The organism is Naasia sp. SYSU D00948 (assembly GCF_017916515.1).
Lineage (GTDB): Bacteria > Actinomycetota > Actinomycetes > Actinomycetales > Microbacteriaceae > Naasia.
The window spans coordinates 1,663,181-1,683,183 of record NZ_JAFMTA010000001.1; the positions used below are offsets into that span (position 1 = coordinate 1,663,181).

The following is a 20,003-nucleotide window of genomic DNA, read 5'->3' on the forward strand; positions in this document are numbered from 1 at the left end:
CATGCGCCGCCCTGACAGGATGGGGGCGTGGGACGCGTGGTCGTGGTCGGGTCGCTCAACGTCGACTCGGTCGTGACCGTCGAGCGTCATCCGAAGCCGGGCGAGACGGTGCTCGGCGGCGACCTCCGGACCCTGTGGGGCGGCAAGGGCGCGAACCAGGCGGTCGCGGCGGCACGGGCGGGCGCCGCCGTGACCATGGTCGGGCGCGTGGGCGACGACGCGTTCGGCGGCCGTTACGTCGACCGCCTGCGGGAGCTCGGCATCGACGTCACCGGCGTCCGGGTCGACCCGGACGGCGTGACCGGCCATGCCGCGATTGCCGTGGCGGCGGACGGCGAGAACACGATCATCGTGTCGCCCGGCGCGAACGGCCGGGTGACCGTCCAGGATCTGGCGCCGGTCGACGCGCTCGGCGACGGCGACGTGCTGCTCGCGCAGCTCGAGCTCGACCTCGGCGTAGTCGCCGACGCGGCTCGCCGCGCAGCACGCGCCGGGGCTCGGGTCGTGCTCAACCTCGCCCCCTACGCGGACCTCCCGGCGGACGTCCTGGCTCTCGCGGACCCGGTCGTCGTCAACGAGCACGAGGGCGAGCTGCTCGAGCGCGCGGGACTCCGTCCCCCGTCGCTGCTGACGACGCTCGGCGGCGACGGCGCCCGCTGGGGAGACCTCTCGGTGCCCGCGGCACCCGTGGAACGCGTGGTCGACACGACGGGCGCGGGCGACGCGTTCTGCGGCGCCCTGGCTGCGGCGCTCGCCGCGGGCGCGGACCGTGAGGAGGCGCTCCGCGCGGCGGCAGCGGCGGGCGCGGAGGCGGTCGGCTGGGTCGGCGCTCAGCCCGCCTGACGTCCGCTGCGCACTCCTGCGCAACGGGAAACGGCAACGCCGGCGACGACCGGCAGCCGTGCACGGTTGCCGATCGTCGCTGCGGTTGCCGTTCTCCGCCGGCCGCTGCGCGTCAGCCGAAGCGGAGGCGGCGCAGCGCCAGGGCGGCGCGCACCGCGGCCTCCGCGGCCTCGGCGCCCTTGTCCTCCTTGGAACCCGGCAGGCCGGCACGGTCGAGGCCCTGCTGCTCGTCGTCCAGGGTCAGCACGCCGAACCCGACCGGCTTGCCCGTGAGCAGCGCGACCTGGGTGAGGCCACTCGTGGCGGCGTCGGCGACGTAGTCGAAGTGCGGGGTGCCGCCGCGGATGATCACCCCGAGGGCGACCACCGCATCCGCTCCCGCATCCAGTGCCGCCTTGCTCAGCACGGGCAGCTCGAAGCTGCCGGGGGCGTCGATCTCGGTGACGACCGCTCCGACCTTCTCGAGCGCGCGCCGGGCGCCGGCGCGGAGGCCTTCCGAGATCTCCTCGTGCCACCTCCCGGCGACGATCGTCACGCGCAGGCCGTGCGCATCGAGGTCCTCGAGGGAGACGCTGGGGGCGCCGTGTCCGCTCACTGCTGCTGTCCTTCCAGGGTGGGGAGAGTGCCGGACATCAGGGCGCCCGCGTCGATCGCGTGCCCCATCCGGTCGCGCTTGGTCTCCAGGTAGCTCTCGTTCTGCGGCGTCACGCCGACGACGAGCGGGACGCGCCCGATCACGTCCACGCCGTACTGCTCCAGCTGCCGCACCTTCTCGGGATTGTTGGTGAGCAGCCGGACCTCGGTGAGGCCGAGATCCGCGAGGATGGCGCTCGCCGCGCCGTAGTCGCGCGCGTCCGCGGGCAGCCCGAGCGCGAGGTTGGCGTCGAGCGTGTCGAGCCCCTCCTCCTGCAGCCGGTAGGCGCGCAGCTTGTTGATCAGGCCGATGCCGCGGCCCTCCTGCCCGCGCAGGTAGACCACGACGCCGCCGTCGCGCTGGATCACCTCGAGCGCGGCGTCGAGCTGCGGACCGCACTCGCATTTCAGGGATCCGAACGCCTCGCCCGTGAGGCACTCGGAGTGCACCCGGACGAGGGCGCCCGGCTCCGGGGTGCCCGAGACGATGGCGACGTGATCCGCTCCGGTCAGCCCGTCGCGGTAGGCGCGCATCCGGAACGGGCCGTGCACGGTCGGCACCGTGGTCTCGACCTCGAACCGGACCCGCGGCGAGTCGGTGACGACCGGGGCGTCGCACAGGCGCGCCTCCTCCGGACGGTCCCGCAGGTACTCGAGGAGGATCGCGATCGTCGTGACGAGGACGTCCTCCTGCTCGCCGAAGCGGATGAGCTCCGGCAGGCGCATCATCTCGCCGTCCTCGCCGACCACCTCGCCGATCGCGGCGACCGGCTGCAGCCCGGCGAGGCGCATGAGGTCGACGGCCGCCTCGGTGTGCCCCGCACGCTCGCGCACCCCGCCCTCGACCGCACGCAGCGGGAGGATGTGACCCGGCCGCAGCAGCCGCGAGGGCGTGGCGGTCGGGTCGGCGAGGGTACGCAGCGTGTGCGCGCGGTCGGCCGCGCTGATCCCGGTCGAGAGCCGGTCGGCCGCGTCGACGGTCACCGTGTAGTTCGTGCCGCGGGCGTCCTCGTTCACGGCGACCATGACCGGCAGCTCGAGGCGGTCCGCGATCTCGTCGGGCATGGGCGCGCAGATGAAGCCGGACGTGTGCCGGATGGTCCACGCCATGGTCTCCTGGGTGACGAGCTCCGCCGCCAGGATGACGTCGCCCTCGTTCTCCCGTCCCTCGTCATCGGCCACCATGACGGGCCGGCCCGCCCGCAGCGCCTCGAGGACCTCCGGGATGCTCGCGAGACTCATCTCGCGCCTCCTTCCGCGGCGCTCGGAACCCGGTCGCCGAAGGCTGCCAGGCGGCGGACATGGCGCGCGAGCACGTCCGTCTCGACGTTGACCAGGGCGCCCGGCTCGAGCGAGCCGAGCGTGGTGGCCGTCAGGGTCTCGGGGATCAGGCTGACCTCGAACCACGAGGGGTCCTCGCCAGGCTCGCTGACCGCGGACACGGTGAGGGAGACGCCGGCGACCGCGATCGACCCCTTGTCGACGACGAGCGGCGCGAGCGACGGGTCGACCGCGAAGCGCAGCACGCGCCAGTGCTCGAGGTCCGTGCGTGCGAGCAGCGTCCCCACGCCGTCGACGTGTCCCTGCACGATGTGACCGCCGAGGCGGTCGCCGACGCGCGCGGCGCGCTCGAGGTTGACCTCGTCGCCGACCCGGACCCCGGCCAGAGCGGACACGGCGAGCGTCTGCCCCATGACGTCCGCGGCGAACCAGTCCGCGCCCTGGTCGATGACGGTCAGGCACACCCCGCTGACGGCGATGGAGTCTCCGTGGCGGGCGTCGGACACCGCGAGGGGCGCGTGCACGGTGAGGCGGGCGCTGCCGTCCGGCAGCTCGTCGAACGCGGTGATGCGGCCGCGCTCCTCGATGATCCCGGTGAACATGTCAGTCCTCCTTCGGTGCGCGCCTCGGGCGAGCGATGATGCGGACGTCCTCGCCGAGGCGGTCGGCGGAGACGAGGTCGAGACGGCGCGCGTGCGCGATGTCAGGGATGCCGAGGTCGGCGATCGCGAGGCGCGTGCCTCCCAGCAGGACCGGGGCGAGGTAGACGAGGACCTCGTCGACGAGGCCTTCGCGGAGGAGTGCGGTCTCGAGCGTCGGACCGCCCTCGACGAAGACGGTGCGGACGCCCTCGTCCCAGAGCGAGTCGAGGACGGCGCGCAGGTCGGCGAGCTCGAACGACCGGAAGCCTCCGGGGTGGCGGCGGACGGCGGCGTCGTCGGGCAGCGGCCGGGAGCCGACCACGACCGCCAGCGGCTGGTGCGGCAGGAGCTCTCCGTCCTCGCTCCGGGCGGTGAGGGCGGGATCGTCGGCGAGCACGGTGCCGGTGCCGACGAGGATCGCGCCGGAGTCGGCGCGGCGCCGGTGGACGTCGGCGCGGGCGGCGGGTCCGGTGATCCACCTGCTGGAGCCGTCGGTCGCGGCGATGCGCCCGTCGAGGCTCGAGGCCCACTTGGCGATGACGTAGGGCCGGCCCTCGCGCGCGGCGGTCAGCCAGGGCAGGATCGCGGCCTCGACCTCGTCGCGGAGCACGTCCTCGACGACCTCGATGCCCGCCTCGGCGAGGCGCTGGGCCCCGCCGTCGGCGTCCGGCGTCGGGTCCGGGACGGCGAAGACGACGCGGGCGATCCCCGCCGCGATGAGCGCCTCGCTGCAGGGTCCGGTCAGGCCGGTGTGGTTGCACGGCTCGAGCGTGACGACCGCGGTGGCGCCGCGGGCGGCACCCTGGGGGAGCTTCGACAGAGCGTCGACCTCGGCGTGCGCGGTTCCGGCGCCGCGGTGCCAGCCCTCGGCGAGGACGGAGCCGTCAGGGGCGATCAGCACGCACCCGACCTGCGGGTTGCGGGTCCAGGCGGGGCCGCGGCGGGCGAGCTCGACGGCGCGCCGCATCGCCTGCTCCAGAGGAGCTCTGCCGCCCGCGTCGCCCATTCCGCCTCGTCCTGTCGGGACTCCGGGGTATGCAGGCGCTGTCGTCGCCGCGCGCGCGACGACCCGTGCTGCCTCCCATCCAGACTGTGACTGTCGGTTCCGGAGTTCCACCGGATCGGCCGGCGCTCGCCCGAGGGCGCTCGCCGGTTCGCGGACTTTGACCGCCGGTTCAGACTTCCACCGACCCCGGAGCACGTGTTTCTTGGTTCAGTTATACGGCAACGCCCCACTTCCCCGCTTATTCCCCGAGTGCCGGCCCCCCGATCGGGGGACGGGGCGCAGCAGGCAGCAGCACGGCGGGGACTGATGAGTTCGCGGCGCTCGCGATCGTGACCACCGTTTGATCACGTAGGTCCCAAGACCCGACTCCGACGGGGCCGCTCGGATTGGCGACCCCTGGGTCGCCTACCGGCTTCGACGGGCCGCTCCAGGTATCGCGAAACTGGTGGCGAGATCCAGGCATTGATCGGCCCTTGGCCAGACCAGACGACCGGCGGAGCCGAATCGACCAACTGAATGCCGTATCGCGATCTCAGAATGCCGTCTGAGCGAGATCAAGCTATCTCATATTGTGTCGCCAAGCCTGAACGTGAGTGCCGCGGGAACGGTAGCGAAGCTCAAGCAGGCGTGTACGGTATCCCGCATGAAGCCGACAACCCTTTCCGCCGAAACCGGCGAGGTACCTCACGACGATTCTCGCGACGACGATGACCCAATCACTCCGGCGGAAACCCGACAGGAGTTCCTGAAGTTGAGCCGTAGCGGGTACACGAAGGTCCGACACCGGTTCGTGCAGAAGCCGGGAACGGCCACCCGAAGCAGCCGCCCCGGCACGCTGGCGAAGCTGACGCGCAATCGCCGAGCCATCATCCTGTACCTGGCTCTGCTCACCAACTGGCCGTGGCTCAACCGGGAGGATGACCCACTCCCCGCCGCAGTGTGGGTCCGCTTCCTGAGCAGCGATCAGCCCGGCGCCCTCACGTGGACGAAGCAGTCCGTTTCGGACGCGTGGCGTCAGCTCGAAGACCTCGGTCTGATCGCTCGCACGAAGGGACGCACCCCGGCTGTCCGCCCTCGCCGCGAGGACGGCCAGACCGACTACAAGCCCCCTACGGGCGACAATGGCGACTCCTACTTCACGCTCCCCCACGCGTTCTGGCTCGAGGGGCACTTTGCCACCCTCGAACTGCCCGCCTTGATCGTTCTGCTCATTCTGCTCAAGGAGAGCGGCAAGACTCCCGAGGCCGAGCTCGCCATCGACCGCGCTCAGACGTGGTACGGCATCTCCCGAACTACTGCAGAGGAAGGGCTGACCAAGCTCCGCAAGGCGGGTCTCGTCCACTCGCGCGAGCGCAAGGTGCGGGACGCCCGCTCCGGTGAAGGACGCCGCCGAACTTCGCTCCACACGCTACTCACGCCCTACTCCACGACGGAGCGAGCAGCGCTTCGCAGCGCGGCCAAGCTCCGCGTCGATGAGCGAGCCTCCACCAAGTTCGCCGACGACGAGGAGGCGGACGGTGCCAAGCCCGAAGAAGCCGCCCTCTGAAACGAAGATCACCATGTGGTCGGTAATCGACTCGGCGGTTGGGGGCGGGTGGAGCAGCACATTCCGCGTCCTCTCCGTGCTCGCGTTGCTTTGCGTCACACTCGTCGCGCTCGCCTGGCTCTGTGGCGCTCCAGCGTTGGACGCGATCCGCGCTGCCGTCGCTTTGATACCGGGCTGACCCCGCACCGGTCCGCGCGGTGAGTCGAGCCACTCCTAAACGTGTGACGGAGAGCAAGGTCCACGACGCGTCACGCGCCTCGTCCTGGGCGCAGAACTCATTGCGGCGCACTCCCCGCGCAGAATCCCGCGGAACTCAAGCGTGCGCAAAGGTGCTGTCGGCACGGCCGCGGTTCAGATCCGAAGCGGACCAGGAACGCATCAAAGCAGTCCAGCGCCGTGGAGCGCGCCCGAGATTCCAGGCATCACAGGTGAAGACGTTCTCCCGAGAGCGAAGCAAGGTCGACGGGTCCGGTGAGCAAGCCGCTCCGAACGGACAAATGTCGGCGCACGCCGCAACGAGATTCATGATGTTTCGGTGAGGGTCCCTGCTTAGCAGCGGGTGTTCTTCAGGAGCGGCGGAAGCTCGTCCAGTCCGGAGATACGGACGACGCCCAGCGCCTCGGCCTCGGTGAGCAGCTGGGGGTCCGGAGCCTCGTGTCCGCGGTCGAGCCAGACTCCGAGAAGGCCTGCATCGGCGGCGCCGATCGCATCCGTGCGGAGCCGATCGCCGACGTACGCCGCCTCGCCGGGTGTGACCCCGAGGCGCTCGCACGCGATTTCGAAGATGCGCGGGTCGGGCTTCGTCACGCCGACGTCCGCCGAGGCGACGACCACGTCCATCCGCTCCGAGAGCCGCATCGCGTCGAGCTTGGTCGTCTGGAAGTCGAGCTCCCCGTTCGTGATGATGCCGAAGCGGATGCCGGGAACGGCAGCCGCGAGGGCGTCGAGGCAGGGGAGGGCGTCCTCGTGCAGCCGCCAGGCGTTCCGGTACTCCTGGAGGTAGGCGGTCCACCAGGCGTCCGCGGCCTCGTCGGTGAGGATCCGCCCGCCGTGCTCGGCGAGGAAGTCGCCGGCCCGCGCGCGGCGCTGCCCCAGGTAGTCGAGCTCGCCGTGCAGGTAGCGGTGGTAGTGGTGCTCCTCGAGCGCGCGCCACCGGACCAGCACGGCGGCAGGATCGGCGGCCGCGACTCCCGACGCCGCGAGGTGGGCGAGGATCGCCGCGTCGACCGCCGACCGGTGCGCGAAGAGGGTGTCGTCGAGGTCGAACAGGACCGCGCGAAGGGTCACGGCCCGGGCCACGGGCGCGGTTCGCCGTCGGGCGCGGGGAGGACGCCGTGCCAGGAGTGCGGATGGCTGCCGTCGCGGAAGGTGAGCACGCTCGGGCCCTCGCCGGTGTACCCGAAGCCCGCGCCACGGGCGACCGCGGCCGAGGCGAGGTTGCCGGCGACGCACTCCCACTCCACGCGCTCGTACCCGGAGCGGAACGCCCACCCCGTCACGGCGCGCACCGCCTCCGTCATGTAGCCGTGTCCGCGGTGGGGTGCCCCGAGCCAGTAGCCGAGGTCGGGGCGGGCGGTGCGCAGGGCGATCATGCCCACCACGTCCTGGGAGCCCGCCACGCGCAGGGCCCACGTGTACTCCGTCCCCGACGCCCAGCCGTCGGGGACGTGCCGGCTCACGAAGTACTCGGCGTCGCGGCGGGAGTACGGGACGGGCACCGTCATGAACCGCTCGAAGAGCGGGTCCTGGCAGTAGCGGGTGATGTCGTCCACGTCCGCCGCGACCGGCTGGTCGAGCAGCAGCCGCTCGGTGCGGAGCTCGAACGGGGCCACGGTCAGCGCCGGGGGAGAAGGCCGATGCGGTCGTAGACGGTCGCGAGGGTGCGGTCGGCGATCTCCTCGGCCCGGCCGGCGGCGCCCGCGAGGAGGCGGTCGAGCTCGGCGGGATCCGCGAGCAGCTCGAGGGTGCGGGAGCGGATGGGCTCGAAGACCGCGACCACGGCGTCCGCGACGTCCTTCTTCAGGTCCCCGTAACCGCGTCCGCCGTACTGCTCCTCGAGGGTGGGGATCGGCGTGCCGGTGAAGGCGGCGAGCAGGGTCAGGAGGTTGGAGACGCCCGGCTTGTTCTCCCGGTCGTACACGATCTCGCGGCCCGTGTCCGTCACCGCGGAGCGGATCTTCTTCGCGGTTCGCGACGGCTCGTCGAGGAGCCGGATCAGGCCGGCGTCGCTCTCCGCCGACTTGCTCATCTTCGCCGTCGGGTTCTGCAGGTCGTAGATCCGGGCGCCCTCCTCGAGCGTGAGCGTCTCCGGGATGGGGAAGGTGTCGCCGAAGCGCGAGTTGAAGCGCTGCGCGAGGTCGCGGGTCAGCTCGACGTGCTGCCGCTGGTCGTCGCCGACCGGGACCACCGCCGTCCCGTAGAGCAGGATGTCGGCCGCCATGAGCATCGGGTAGGTGAAGAGCCCGACGGACGCCGACTCCGTCCCCTGCTTCGCGGACTTGTCCTTGAACTGGGTCATGCGGCTCGCCTCGCCGAACCCGGCGAGCGTGTTGAGCACCCACGCGAGCTCGGTGTGAGCCGGGACGTGGGACTGCACGAAGAGCACCGACTGCTCCGGATCGATGCCCGCCGCGATGTACTGGGCTGCCGTCCGGCGGGTCTGCTCGCGCAGCGCCGCCGGGTCCTGGGGCACCGTGAGGGCGTGCAGGTCGACGACGCAGAAGATGGCGTCGTGCGTCGCCTGCAGCTCCTTCCACTGCAGGAGCGCCCCCACGTAGTTGCCGGCGTGGAGGGAGTCGGCGCTCGGCTGCATGCCCGAGAAGAGGCGGGGCTTGCCGGACGTGCGCTGGGCGGGGGTGGAGTCGGTCATCGGGGTCCTGGCTCAGATGTCGTAGTCGGCGACCACGGGCGTGTGGTCGGAGAAGCGGGTGTCGTACGAGGGGGCGCGGTCGACGGTGCAGGCGGCGAGGCGATCGGCGAGCGGCTTGGTCGCAAGCTGGTAGTCGATGCGCCAGCCGGCGTCGTTGTCGAACGCCTTCCCGCGCCAGGACCACCAGGTGTAGGGCCCGGCGACCTCGCCGGCGGCCTTCCTGCCGATGTCGACCCAGCCGAGGCCCGCGCCGTCGTTGTAGCGGTCGTCGTCCTCGGCGCCGACGATGCGGTCGAAGTACGCCCGCTCGTCGGGCAGGAACCCGGCCCGCTTCACGTTGCCCTTCCAGTTCTTGATGTCGAGGGTGCGGTGCCCGACGTTGAGGTCGCCCATGACGACCGCGAGCTCGCTGTGCCGGGCGAGCTCGGGCAGGCGCGCCTCCATCGCGTCCAGGAAGCGGTACTTCTCCACCTGCTTGTCGGTGTCCGCCTCGCCCGAGTGCACGTAGGCGCTCACGACGGTGAGGATCGTGCCCTCGAACTCGTAGTCGGCCTCGAGCCAGCGTCCGGCGGTGTCGAAGTCCTCCTCGCCGATCGCGACGCGGTGGATGTGCGCCTTGTCGCGGCTCGCGATGGCTACGCCCGCCCGGCCCTTCGCCTGGGCGGCGTCGTGCAGGATGCTCCACTCGGGTCCGAGCAGCTCCTCGATGTCCTCGGTGGAGGCGCGGACCTCCTGCATGGCGAGGATGTCCACGTCTCGGCCGGCGAGCCAGTCGCCCATGCCGCGGCGGAAGGCCGCGCGGATGCCGTTGACGTTGACCGTGGCGACGCGGAGAGGCTTGCTGCGGACGGCCATCGCTCCATCCTAGGAGCGGCATCCGACGCTCCTCGCCGGGGCGCTGCGCCCTCTCCGGGTCGGGAGACGGACGCCTCAGCCGCCGATCCCCGACGCGGTGCAGCTGCGGCGATCGGTCAGGGACGCTTCGTGGTCGCCCTCTCCGCGATCTCCTTGCCGAAGAGCTCCTCGGTGGTCGGCACCGACGCGCGGCGGCGCGCCTCCGTCCGGACGTCCCGGCGGATCCGGCGGGCGAGCAGCAGCTTGCGGAGGCCCCGCGCGCTCCGGTACTCCTCCTCCGCCTTCCTGTGGTTCGCGTCGGCGACCAGCCGGCGGGCCTCCTCGAGGCGCAGCGCCTCCTCGGCCTCCGCCTGCTGGGGGCTGAGCGAGCGCGCCTCGATGCCGGCCTCCTCCATCCCGACCTGGATCCACGACGCCGCGATCAGGAGGACCTGGCAGAAGAAGTTGAAGAAGATCAGCAGACCGATGAAGACCGCGAAGCCCGCCAGGAGCGGGTTGTTGCCGGCGCCCCCGATGAGGCCGAGACCGAACGCCGCCTTGAGGATGTCGATCGCGACCGCGCCGATCGCGGCGCCGACGAGGAGGCGGCGCAGCGGGATCTTCACGGCCGAGAGGATCCGGAACGCGGCCGCGACAGTGACGAAGTCGACGAGGAAGACCAGCGCGTTGCCGAGCACGGTGGCGACGACGACCGCGAAGAGCGAGCGGTTGTCGATGCCGAGGACGTTGAACACCGCGTCGAGGGCCGCGTTGGTGAAGATCTGGAGCCCTGCCGACACGATGATCAGCACGCCGAAGCAGAGCGCGAGCCCGAAGTCCCGCAGCTTCTGCAGCACAGGGTTGGTGGTGTCGGCGGGAAGGTCGAAGATCCGGCGGATGGCGTCGCGCATGGAGGCGAGGAAGCCGAGCGCGGTGAAGAGCAGGGCGACGACGGCGACGGCGCTCGTCCAGCTCAGGGCGCCGACGCTGCCGAGCAGGTCCTCGGGATCGATGACGCCGTCCTCGGCGACGAGTCCCGGGACGACGCCGTTGATCGCGTTGAACAGCGCCGTCTGCAGCTCGGGCGATCCGGCGACGATGAACCCGGCGACCGAGAAGGAGAGCCACAGCGAGGCGAACGTCGCGAACACGGCGTTGTACGTCATGCCGGCCGCGAGGAGGGGGCCGCCCGCCTCGTTGTAGTGGATGACGGTGCGGACCGGGCGCGACTTCACGACCTTGTCGATGACCGCCGCGATCCCGGTCTTCGGCTTGTCCGGCGTGGGCTTCGCGCTCGGCGCGGTCGCGACGGTCTCGCCGTCCCTGACGGCCAGGGTCTCGGCGTCACTGGCCATGCCGGAAGCCTAGAGCGCCGCCCCCGCCCCCATCCCGCCGTTGCCCTGGCGCTCAACAGGCACTATTGCGGCGAACAGGCTGGGCCGCGGCGTGTCTTGCTGTTGCAGCCGGTGTGTGCCTGTTGAGGGCGGGTCGCTGTCGGTACAAGGGTCGCGAGGTGCACCGAGAGCGCCGTCAGTGATGGCGGAGGACCGCCCGCACGGTGTCGAGGACGAGGGGCCAGTCGTAGACGACGTGCGGGTAGCTGAAGTGGAGAACGGTCAGGCCGGCCTGATGCAGCAGTGCCGTTCGGCGCCGGTCCCGGGAGAAGGCGGCCTCCTGGGCGTGGGTCTCGCGCCCATCCAGCTCCAGGGCAAGCCATCCGTCGATCAGGAGGTCCACTCGGCCGACCCCCGCAACGACGACCTGCGGCAAGGCCGAGATCCCCGCTTCGGCCAAGCGATAGCGGGTTATCGACTCGATCCCCTCCTCGCTCCTGCCGTCGAGGAAGCGGCTCAACTGCTGGAAGGACGACGGCATGGCCCCAAGCATCGCCAGCACGCTGCGCGCGGACGCGAGCCGGCGGTGGAGGAGCGAGTCGAGCACTGCAACCGTGATGTGCGGAGGCTGGCACTGCACAGCGTGAGCGGCTGCGGTGAGAACAGGGCTCATCCCAGCGGTCCACTCCTGCCGATCGACCTTCGAGCGCCAGTGCACCACCACGCGATCGGCGGTCTCGCGCTTCAGTCGGCGCCCGTCGGCGGAGTAGGGCATGGCGACGTGAAGACCTGCATCAGGCGGGCACCACGCGCCGTGCACCCGGAGCGCCGAGACACATCCGAGCCGCGCGCCCAGCCGCAGTGCCCTGATGACCTCCGGGTCGGTGCCCGGTGCGGCGTACCAGCCGCGCACGACGCGCCACAGCGATCCCGCCTCGACCGCGCGCTCGATGGCGGCGGCCGTCCACCCGTGCTCTCGCAGCGTGGCGGTGCGTACGAGGGGAGCTGGGGACGGGAGAGTCATGCCCAGAGCGTCCGGCGCTGCGCGCGGCGAAAGGGGTGCCCAGCCTCAACCGGTGGTCAACCAGCGCGCCGCAACGCCTGTGCAGGATCGAGGTGCACGCCTGCGCGCCCGGCCTCCAACAGGCAGAATCAGCGTCAACAGCACCGGGGCCGGCATGTCCTGCTGTTGACGGAGATTCCGCCTGTTGAGCGCAAGGAAGAGAGAGAGGAGAGGACGGGGAGGGGTCAGGGCTTCCCTGTGAGGATCGCCTGCTTCACTTCCTTGATCGCCTTCGTGATCTCGATGCCGCGCGGGCACGCCTCCGAGCAGTTGAAGGTCGTGCGGCAGCGCCACACGCCCTCCTTGTCGTTGAGGATGTCGAGGCGGACCTGGGCGCCCTCGTCGCGGTCGTCGAAGATGAACCGGTGCGCGTTCACGATCGCGGCCGGACCGAAGTACTGGCCGTCGGTCCAGAAGACGGGGCACGACGAGGTGCATGCCGCGCAGAGGATGCACTTGGTCGTGTCGTCGAACCGCTCGCGCGCGACCGGGTTCTGCACGCGCTCCCGGCCCGCCGGCGGCGTGCTGTTCGCAATGAGGAACGGCTGGATCTGCTTGTACGACTCGTAGAAGGGCTCCATGTCGACGACGAGGTCCTTCTCGAGCGGAAGGCCCTTGATCGCCTCGACGTAGATCGGCTGCGACGGGTCCAGGTCCTTGATCAGCGTCTTGCAGGCCAGCCGGTTGCGGCCGTTGATCCGCATCGCGTCCGACCCGCAGATGCCGTGCGCGCACGAGCGGCGGAACGTGAGCGACCCGTCCTGCTCCCACTTGATCTTGTGCAGCGCGTCGAGGACGCGGTCCGTGGGGAGGACGCGCACGTCGAAGTCCTGCCAGCGCGGCTCGTCGTCGATCTCGGGGATGTACCGCCGGATGATGAGCGTGACGACGAACGACCCGGGAGGCGCGTCCTCGACGCTCGTCGGCTCGGTGGTCCGCTCCGGGATGCGGGTCTGGGCGGCTTCGATGGTGACCGTCGACATGGTCAGGCCCTCCGTTCGGTCCGGTCGCTGGATGCTGCGGTTGGCGCGGACATCAGTACTTCCGCTCCATCGGCTGGTAGTTGGTGATGACGACGGGCTTCCAGTCGAGCTCGATGTGCTCGTCCGCGTGCGACTCGAGGTCGCCCGTGAGGTACGCCATCGTGTGCTGCATGTAGTTCGCGTCGTCGCGCGCCGGGAAGTCGTCGCGCATGTGGCCGCCGCGGCTCTCCTTGCGGTTGCGGGCCGAGTAGACGACCACCTCCGCGAGGTCGAGGAGGAAGCCGAGCTCGATCGCCTCGAGCAGGTCGGTGTTGAACCGCTTGCCCTTGTCCTGCACGGCGATGTTCCGGTACCGCTCGCGCAGGCGCTGGATGATGACCATCATCTCGCCCAGAGACTCCTCGGTGCGGAACACCTGCGCCTTGCGGTCCATCTCGTCCTGGAGCTCCTTGCGGATCGCGTGGATCCGCTCGGTGCCCGTGGAGGACTGCAGCTGCTCGATCATGTTCCGCACCGCACGTGCGGGGTCGTGGGGGAGCGGGACGAACTCCGCGGTCCGCGCGTACTCGACCGCGTTGTTGCCGGCCCTCTTGCCGAACACGTTGATGTCGAGGAGGGAGTTCGTGCCGAGCCGGTTGGACCCGTGCACGGACACGCACGCGCACTCCCCGGCGGCGTAGAGCCCCGGGACCACGGTGTCGTTGTCGGCGAGCACCTCGGCCTTGACGTTGGTCGGGATGCCGCCCATCGCGTAGTGCGCGGTCGGCATGACCGGCACCGGCTCCACGACCGGGTCGACACCGAGGTAGGTGCGGGCGAACTCGGTGATGTCCGGCAGCTTCGTCTCGAGCACCTCGGCACCCAGGTGGGTGCAGTCGAGGAGCACGTAGTCCTTCAGCGGACCGGCGCCGCGCCCCTCGGCGACCTCCTGGACCATGCACCGCGACACGATGTCGCGCGGAGCGAGGTCCTTGATCGTGGGCGCATAGCGCTCCATGAAGCGCTCGCCGTCCGCGTTGCGGAGGATGGCCCCCTCGCCTCGCGCGCCCTCGGTGAGGAGGATGCCGAGACCGGCGAGCCCCGTCGGGTGGAACTGGAAGAACTCCATGTCCTCGAGGGGCAGGCCCTTGCGCCAGATGATGCCGACGCCGTCACCGGTGAGGGTGTGCGCGTTCGAGGTCGTCTTGTAGATCTTGCCGAAGCCGCCCGTGGCGAAGACGACCGACTTCGCGTGGAAGACGTGCAGCTCGCCCGTGGCGAGCTCGTAGGCCACGACCCCCGCGGGGCGCCGGTCCTTGTTCTTGCCCTTGCCGACGTCCGTCATGATCAGGTCGAGCACGTAGAACTCGTTGAAGAAGTTGATGCCGAGCTTCACGCAGTTCTGGTACAGCGTCTGCAGGATCATGTGGCCCGTGCGGTCGGCCGCGTAGCAGGCGCGGCGCACCGGGCTCTTCCCGTGCTCGGCCGTGTGCCCGCCGAAGCGCCGCTGGTCGATCTTGCCGTCCGGCGTGCGGTTGAACGGCAGGCCCATGTTCTCGAGGTCGATGACGGCGTCGATCGCCTCCCGAGCGAGGATCTCGGCCGCGTCCTGGTCGACGAGGTAGTCGCCGCCCTTGACCGTGTCGAAGGTGTGCCATTCCCAGCTGTCCTCCTCCACGTTCGCGAGCGCGGCGGCCATGCCGCCCTGCGCGGCGCCCGTGTGGGAGCGGGTCGGGTACAGCTTCGAGATGACGGCCGTCTTCGCCTTCGGGCCCGCCTCGATCGCGGCGCGCATCCCGGCGCCGCCGGCGCCGACGATGACGACGTCGAACTGGTGGTAGTGGACCCCGTCGTAGACGGGACCCTCGCCCTCGGGGGTGTAGGAGAACCGGTTCTCCGGGTCGCGCTCGTGACCCTTCTCCGGGTCGTTGCGGTTGTGCAGGATCCGCCGGATGAGGCCGGGCTGGTCGCCGACGCTCACGAGACGGCTGCGCAGAAGCTCGGCAGGAGCTCCGGGTCGGAGGCGGCGGGGCAGGGGTCGAAGGTGAAGATCACGAGGGTCCCGAGGAGGAGGAGCGCGACGGTGGCACCGCCGAGAGACAGCTTGAGGATCCGGTTCATGTACCGGCCGGTCGAGTAGTCGTTGATGAGAGTGCGCATGCCGTTCGCGCCATGGATCAGGGAGAGCCACAGCAGCAGGAGGTCGTACCACTGCCAGAACGGGTTCGCCCACTTGCCGGCGACGAAGCCGAAGTCGAGGGCGGACACGCCCTCGCCGGCGTAGAGGTTCACGAAGAGGTGGCCGAACAGCAGCACGACGAGCACGAGGCCCGAGGCGCGCATGAAGATCCAGCCCCACTTCTCGAGGTTCTTGCCCCGGCGGCTGCGGACGACGGGAGCGCTGCGCGGGGTGTCGATCGTCGTGGCCATCACGCACCTCCGAACACGTGCATCAGGTGCCGCGGCGCGAACCCGAGCATGAGGACGCCCCAGAGGACCATCGCGATCCAGAACATCAGGCGGTGGTACCGGGCCCCGACGCTCCAGAAGTCGATGAGGATGATCCGCAGTCCGTTGAGCGCGTGGAAGCCGATCGCGGCGACGAGCGCCAGCTCGCCGAGCCCCATGATCGGGTTCTTGTAGGTCGCGACGACCGCGTTGTAGGCCTCGGGACTCACCCGCACGAGCGCGGTGTCGAGGATGTGCACGAGGAGGAAGAAGAAGATCGCCACCCCGGTGATTCTGTGCAGGACCCACGACCACATGCCCTCGCGACCGCGGTACACCGTCCCCGCCGGCCTCTTCGGCAGCGAGAACCGGCCGGCCAGGAGACTGGTCGGCCCGAGTGTGCGGGACTTCGAGGGTGTGGGCGTGGGGAGCTGCGTGCTCTTCAGCGACACGACGTCTTCCCACCTTCCCGGGGCTGGGCTCGGATGCGTCTCCCAGTCTACGCGGGGCTCCGACCCCTCCAGCCCGGTTCCGGGCCGGACTGCCGGGGTACGCCCACGGCGTACTCGGGGCCGCGCCCGAAGGTGCAGGTCTGCTGCGGGGGACACGTCCTAGTCTGTCGGCGTGAGCGACAGCGGAATCGTCTGGAAGGGCCGCGGCACCGAGCCCGAGGCGGTCGACCGTTTCTACAGCGTCATCCCCGCGGGCGGGATCGGCTCCCGGCTGTGGCCGCTGTCCCGCGCGGCCGCCCCGAAGTTCCTGCACGACCTGACCGGGTCGGGCCAGACGCTGCTGCGGGACACCTGGAACCGGCTCGCTCCCATCTCCGGTCCGCAGCGGATCATGGTCGTCACGGGACGCGCGCACCGGGCCGCCGTCGAGGAGCAGCTCCCCGAGCTGCGCGACGAGAACGTCGTCCTCGAGAGCGAGGGCAAGGACTCCTCCGCGGCGATCGGGCTCGCGGCGGCGATCCTCGAGCACCGGGAGCCGGGCGTCATCATCGGCTCGTTCGCCGCGGACCACGTCATCAGCGACAACCGCCGCTTCCGCCAGTCCGTCGTCGAGGCGATCGCCGTCGCGGACGCGGGCTGGATCGCCACCATCGGCATCCAGCCGACGGAGCCCGCGATCGGCTTCGGCTACATCCGGGCCGGTGACCCGATCGAGGTGCCGGGCGCGCCGAACGCCCTGGCGGCCCAGGGCTTCGTCGAGAAGCCGGACCTCGCCACCGCCCGGGAGTACGTGAGCTCCGGCCGCTACCTCTGGAACGCCGGCATGTTCATCTCCCGCGCGGACCGCCTCCTCGAGCAGCTGGGCAAGACCCAGCCCGAGCTCCTCGCCGGACTGCTCGAGCTCGCCGAGGGCTGGGACACCCCGCGCCGCGGCGCCGTCGTCGACAAGGTGTGGCCGACGCTCACCAAGATCGCGATCGACTACTCGGTGGCGGAGCCGGCCGCCCAGGAGGGCGTGCTCGCCGTCGTCCCGGGGGACTTCGCGTGGGACGACGTCGGAGACTTCGGCTCGCTGGCGAAGCTGCAGTCGGGCGGCCGCAAGTCCGATCTCGCGATCCTCGGCGAGAACGCCCGCGTGCTCTCCGACTCCTCGAGCGGCATCGTCGTGAGCGAGACCGGACGGCTCATCAGCCTGATCGGCGTCGACAACATCGTCGTCGTCGACACCCCGGACGCGCTGCTCGTGACGACGAGCGAGCACGCCCAGCGGGTGAAGGCCGTCGTCGACGCGCTCAAGGTGTCGGGCCGCACCGAGGTCCTCTGACCCTCGGCCTCCCTCGCCCTCGAGAGGCGGGACGCGGCCCACAGCATCGGCGGCGGTGCGTCGCCCTGTCGGCGGGGGAACCGCCTGTCGAGCGCGAGCCGGACGCCGCCGACCGGCGGCGTGAGGATTCGTCACGAGTCCGTAACTAAGGGTCGTGCGGACGTCTCGGGCGGTGCCCGGGGCGGCACTATGGGACCGAAGATCCTCCCGCCTCCCAGAGGAAGCACCCCATGCGCCGCAGCTTCGCCCTCCGCCTCGTCCCCGTGCTCGGGGTCGCGTCCCTCCTCCTCGCGGCCTGCGCGCCCGCTCCCGAGCAGGGCGGCGCGGCCGGCGGCGGCGAGGAGAACGCGGACTACTGCGCCCGGATGGTGACCAACTCGGGCGGACTCGAGGACAGGTCGTTCAACCAGGCCAGCTGGGCCGGGCTCGAGCAGGCGGCCGAGGAGTTCGGCATCGAGGCCGACGTCCTCGTCTCGACCAGCGAGACCGACCTCGAGCCGAACGTCGACCAGGCGGTGGGCTCCGGCTGCCAGTTCGTGCTCACCGTCGGCTTCGAGCTCGCGGACGCCACGCTCGCCGCCGCCGAGGCGAACCCCGAGATCCACTTCTCGATCGTCGACGAGGTCGTCGACGCGGAGAACGTCAAGCCGATCGTCTTCGACACCGCCCAGGCGTCCTACCTCGCCGGGTACCTCGCCGCCGGCGTCTCCAAGACCGGGGTGGTCGGGACCTTCGGCGGCGGCAATCAGCCGCCCGTGACCCTGTTCATGGACGGCTTCGTCGACGGCGTCGCCCGCTACAACGAGATGCACGGCGCCGCGGTGCGCGTGCTCGGCTGGGACAAGGCGGCCCAGGACGGCGTCTTCACCGGCGACTTCGAGAACGTGAACCTCGGCAAGACGACCGCACAGGGGCTCATCGACCAGGGCGCCGACGTGATCCTCCCGGTCGCCGGGCAGGTCGGGGAGGGCGCCGCGGCCGCCGCCCTCGAGGCGGGCGACGTGTCGCTCATCTGGGTCGACAGCGACGGCTACGAGACGCTCCCGGAGGAGTACCGGCCGATCCTGCTGACCAGCGTGATCAAGAACACCACCGACGCGGTCGTCGAGATCGTCGGCGACGACATCGACGGGACGTTCTCGAGCGACCCGTTCATCGGCACGCTCGAGAACGGCGGGGTCGGCATCGCGCCGTTCCACGACCTCGAGTCTCTGGTTCCCGCGGAGCTCGCGGACGAGCTCACGCAGCTGCAGGAGGACATCATCAGCGGCGCCATCACGGTGGAGTCCCCGTCCGCGCCGTGACCGGGCGACGCCGCGCCTGAGATCCCGCGCGGACGGCCCTCGCGGGCGGATCGAACGGGACGGTCGCCGAGACGCCGCGTGCCCGCGAACGTCTCGGTTGGGTCACGGCAGAGTCGCATCTTCATAACGTCTCGCCCCGCCGTGTGCGCGCGCCAGAACGGGGGCGCCAACGCTGTGTAACGTGGGGCCGTCCGGGCCCTGCGCACCCGCGGGACGGGCACTTCTGCACCAGACGCGGCCGACCGCCGCGGAAGAACCTGGAGGACACGTGACCACCATTCCCCGCAGAGGCTTCGCCGCGATCGCATCGCTCGGCGCCGCAGCTCTGCTCCTCGCCGGCTGTGCCCCGGCTCCCGAAGAGGGCGGCGCGACGAGCGGTGGCGGCGACGCCGCCGGCACCGACGTCGTCCCCTGCATGGTCTCCGACACCGGAGGCTTCGACGACAAGTCGTTCAACCAGCTCGGCTCCGAGGGTCTCGAGGAGGGCGCCGAGCAGATCGGCGTCGAGGCGCGGAAGGTGCAGTCCGACACCGACGCCGACTACCAGCCGAACATCGACGGGCTCATCAACGAGGGCTGCACGCTGATCTTCACGGTCGGCTTCGCGCTCTCGCAGGCGACCGTCGAGGCGGCGACCGCCAACCCGGACATCGACTTCGCGATCATCGACGACGCCGCGGACAACGACTTCGACGGCGAGACCGACGCCGAGAACATCAAGCCGATCCTGTTCGACACCGCCCAGGCGGCGTTCCTCGCCGGCTACGCGGCGGCCGCGACCTCGAAGACGGGCATCGTCGGCACCTACGGCGGCATGAACTTCCCGACGGTCTCGATCTTCATGGACGGCTTCGCCCAGGGCGTCGAGTACTACAACAGCGAGAAGGGCGCCACGGTCCAGGTCCTCGGCTGGGACCGCGCCGCTCAGGACGGCACGTTCATCGGCGGCTTCGAGGCGGGCACCGACTCGCTCAACGCCGCGCAGAACCTGATCGACCAGGGCGCCGACGTGCTCCTGCCGGTCGGCGGCCCGATCTACCAGAGCGCGGCTCAGGCGATCCGCGACTCGGGCAAGGACATCGCGCTGATCGGCTGCGACGCCGACCTGTTCGAGACCGACCCGCAGTACGCCGACATCTACCTGACCTCCATCCTCAAGGGCATGAAGGTCGCGACGACGGACGTCATCGTGGAGGCCGCCGAGAGCGGCTTCGACACGACCCCGTACCTCGGCACGCTCGAGAACGAGGGTGTCGGCATCGCGCCGTTCCACGAGTACGAGGACAAGGTGCCGGCCGAGCTGCAGGGCGAGATCGACGCGATCCGCGAGCAGATCGTGAGCGGCGAGCTGGCGGTCGAGTCGTACCTGGCCGCCTAGGCGGAGCGGACACAGGGCCGGGGGAGCGCGATGCTTCCCCGGCCTTCCGCATTCTCGGAACCGGCGGGCCTCGCGCCCGTAGATT

19 protein-coding genes and 1 riboswitch are annotated in these 20,003 nt (G+C 70.8%); of the genes, 5 read left to right on the top strand and 14 right to left on the bottom strand.

What is annotated here, in order from left to right:
• The first annotated feature begins 27 nt into the window (after window positions 1-27).
• Window positions 28-843, top strand: a complete 816-nt coding sequence (locus J3P30_RS07910; protein ID WP_210480499.1) for a PfkB family carbohydrate kinase — start codon at window positions 28-30, stop codon at window positions 841-843.
• Between the two features lie 112 nt (window positions 844-955).
• Here J3P30_RS07910 and ribH read toward each other — a convergent pair whose 3' ends face one another.
• The 4 genes from ribH to ribD are packed head-to-tail and all read right to left on the bottom strand — an operon-like array spanning window position 956 to window position 4,404.
• Window positions 956-1,438, bottom strand: coding sequence for a 6,7-dimethyl-8-ribityllumazine synthase (ribH, locus tag J3P30_RS07915; RefSeq protein WP_210480501.1), 483 nt, complete (start codon window positions 1,436-1,438; stop codon window positions 956-958).
• Window positions 1,435-2,718, bottom strand: a complete 1,284-nt coding sequence (gene ribA / locus J3P30_RS07920) for a GTP cyclohydrolase II (RefSeq protein WP_210480503.1) — start codon at window positions 2,716-2,718, stop codon at window positions 1,435-1,437. Before ribA ends, ribH begins: the two co-directional genes overlap by 4 nt.
• On the bottom strand, window positions 2,715-3,359 hold the full coding sequence (locus J3P30_RS07925; RefSeq protein WP_210480505.1) for a riboflavin synthase: 645 nt from the start codon (window positions 3,357-3,359) through the stop codon (window positions 2,715-2,717). Before J3P30_RS07925 ends, ribA begins: the two co-directional genes overlap by 4 nt.
• Window position 3,360: 1 nt before the next feature.
• Window positions 3,361-4,404 (bottom strand): bifunctional diaminohydroxyphosphoribosylaminopyrimidine deaminase/5-amino-6-(5-phosphoribosylamino)uracil reductase RibD, encoded by a 1,044-nt coding sequence (gene ribD / locus J3P30_RS07930; protein ID WP_246852737.1) that lies wholly within the window; start codon window positions 4,402-4,404, stop codon window positions 3,361-3,363.
• 61 nt (window positions 4,405-4,465) lie between these two features.
• Window positions 4,466-4,603: riboswitch (FMN riboswitch) on the bottom strand.
• Between the two features lie 444 nt (window positions 4,604-5,047).
• Between ribD and J3P30_RS07935 the strand changes: the two genes are divergently transcribed.
• On the top strand, window positions 5,048-5,950 hold the full coding sequence (locus J3P30_RS07935; protein ID WP_210480506.1) for a hypothetical protein: 903 nt from the start codon (window positions 5,048-5,050) through the stop codon (window positions 5,948-5,950).
• Window positions 5,951-6,499: 549 nt separating this feature from the next.
• Here J3P30_RS07935 and J3P30_RS07940 read toward each other — a convergent pair.
• From J3P30_RS07940 to sdhC, 10 genes are all read right to left on the bottom strand, one after another.
• Window positions 6,500-7,237 carry an HAD family hydrolase gene (locus J3P30_RS07940; RefSeq protein ID WP_210480508.1) on the bottom strand — a complete coding sequence of 246 codons (738 nt, stop codon included), beginning with the start codon at window positions 7,235-7,237 and terminating at the stop codon, window positions 6,500-6,502.
• The gene (locus tag J3P30_RS07945) at window positions 7,234-7,782 is read right to left on the bottom strand and encodes a GNAT family N-acetyltransferase (protein ID WP_210480510.1); all 549 of its coding nucleotides are present in this window, start codon (window positions 7,780-7,782) and stop codon (window positions 7,234-7,236) included. The genes J3P30_RS07940 and J3P30_RS07945 overlap by 4 nt, the downstream gene beginning before the upstream one ends.
• 2 nt (window positions 7,783-7,784) lie before the next feature.
• Entirely contained in the window at window positions 7,785-8,819 is a 1,035-nt protein-coding gene (trpS, locus tag J3P30_RS07950) for a tryptophan--tRNA ligase (RefSeq protein WP_210480512.1), read from the bottom strand.
• A 12-nt stretch (window positions 8,820-8,831) separates the two neighbouring features.
• Window positions 8,832-9,674 (bottom strand): exodeoxyribonuclease III, encoded by an 843-nt coding sequence (locus tag J3P30_RS07955; RefSeq protein WP_210480518.1) that lies wholly within the window; start codon window positions 9,672-9,674, stop codon window positions 8,832-8,834.
• A 116-nt stretch (window positions 9,675-9,790) separates the two neighbouring features.
• Window positions 9,791-11,008 (bottom strand): YihY/virulence factor BrkB family protein, encoded by a 1,218-nt coding sequence (locus J3P30_RS07960; RefSeq protein WP_210480519.1) that lies wholly within the window; start codon window positions 11,006-11,008, stop codon window positions 9,791-9,793.
• A 175-nt stretch (window positions 11,009-11,183) separates the two neighbouring features.
• Window positions 11,184-12,011, bottom strand: a complete 828-nt coding sequence (locus J3P30_RS07965; protein WP_210480520.1) for a hypothetical protein — start codon at window positions 12,009-12,011, stop codon at window positions 11,184-11,186.
• A gap of 224 nt (window positions 12,012-12,235) precedes the next feature.
• Window positions 12,236-13,033: a succinate dehydrogenase iron-sulfur subunit gene (locus tag J3P30_RS07970; RefSeq protein ID WP_210480521.1), complete on the bottom strand. Its 798-nt coding sequence runs from the start codon at window positions 13,031-13,033 to the stop codon at window positions 12,236-12,238.
• 52 nt (window positions 13,034-13,085) lie between these two features.
• Complete coding sequence (gene sdhA / locus J3P30_RS07975) at window positions 13,086-14,993, bottom strand: succinate dehydrogenase flavoprotein subunit (RefSeq protein WP_307807440.1); 1,908 nt, start codon at window positions 14,991-14,993, stop codon at window positions 13,086-13,088.
• Window positions 14,990-15,442: a succinate dehydrogenase hydrophobic membrane anchor subunit gene (locus J3P30_RS07980; protein ID WP_210480522.1), complete on the bottom strand. Its 453-nt coding sequence runs from the start codon at window positions 15,440-15,442 to the stop codon at window positions 14,990-14,992. The genes sdhA and J3P30_RS07980 overlap by 4 nt, the downstream gene beginning before the upstream one ends.
• Complete coding sequence (gene sdhC / locus J3P30_RS07985; RefSeq protein ID WP_210481924.1) at window positions 15,442-15,822, bottom strand: succinate dehydrogenase, cytochrome b556 subunit; 381 nt, start codon at window positions 15,820-15,822, stop codon at window positions 15,442-15,444. Before sdhC ends, J3P30_RS07980 begins: the two co-directional genes overlap by 1 nt.
• 262 nt (window positions 15,823-16,084) lie before the next feature.
• Here sdhC and J3P30_RS07990 point away from each other — a divergent pair, with 262 nt between their 5' ends.
• The 3 genes from J3P30_RS07990 (at window position 16,085) to J3P30_RS08000 (ending at window position 19,918) form a co-directional block, all read left to right on the top strand.
• Complete coding sequence (locus J3P30_RS07990; protein ID WP_307807441.1) at window positions 16,085-17,236, top strand: mannose-1-phosphate guanylyltransferase; 1,152 nt, start codon at window positions 16,085-16,087, stop codon at window positions 17,234-17,236.
• Between the two features lie 230 nt (window positions 17,237-17,466).
• Window positions 17,467-18,540, top strand: a complete 1,074-nt coding sequence (locus tag J3P30_RS07995; RefSeq protein ID WP_210480523.1) for a BMP family protein — start codon at window positions 17,467-17,469, stop codon at window positions 18,538-18,540.
• Between the two features lie 268 nt (window positions 18,541-18,808).
• Window positions 18,809-19,918, top strand: coding sequence for a BMP family protein (locus tag J3P30_RS08000; protein ID WP_210480524.1), 1,110 nt, complete (start codon window positions 18,809-18,811; stop codon window positions 19,916-19,918).
• Window positions 19,919-20,003: the final 85 nt, after the last annotated feature.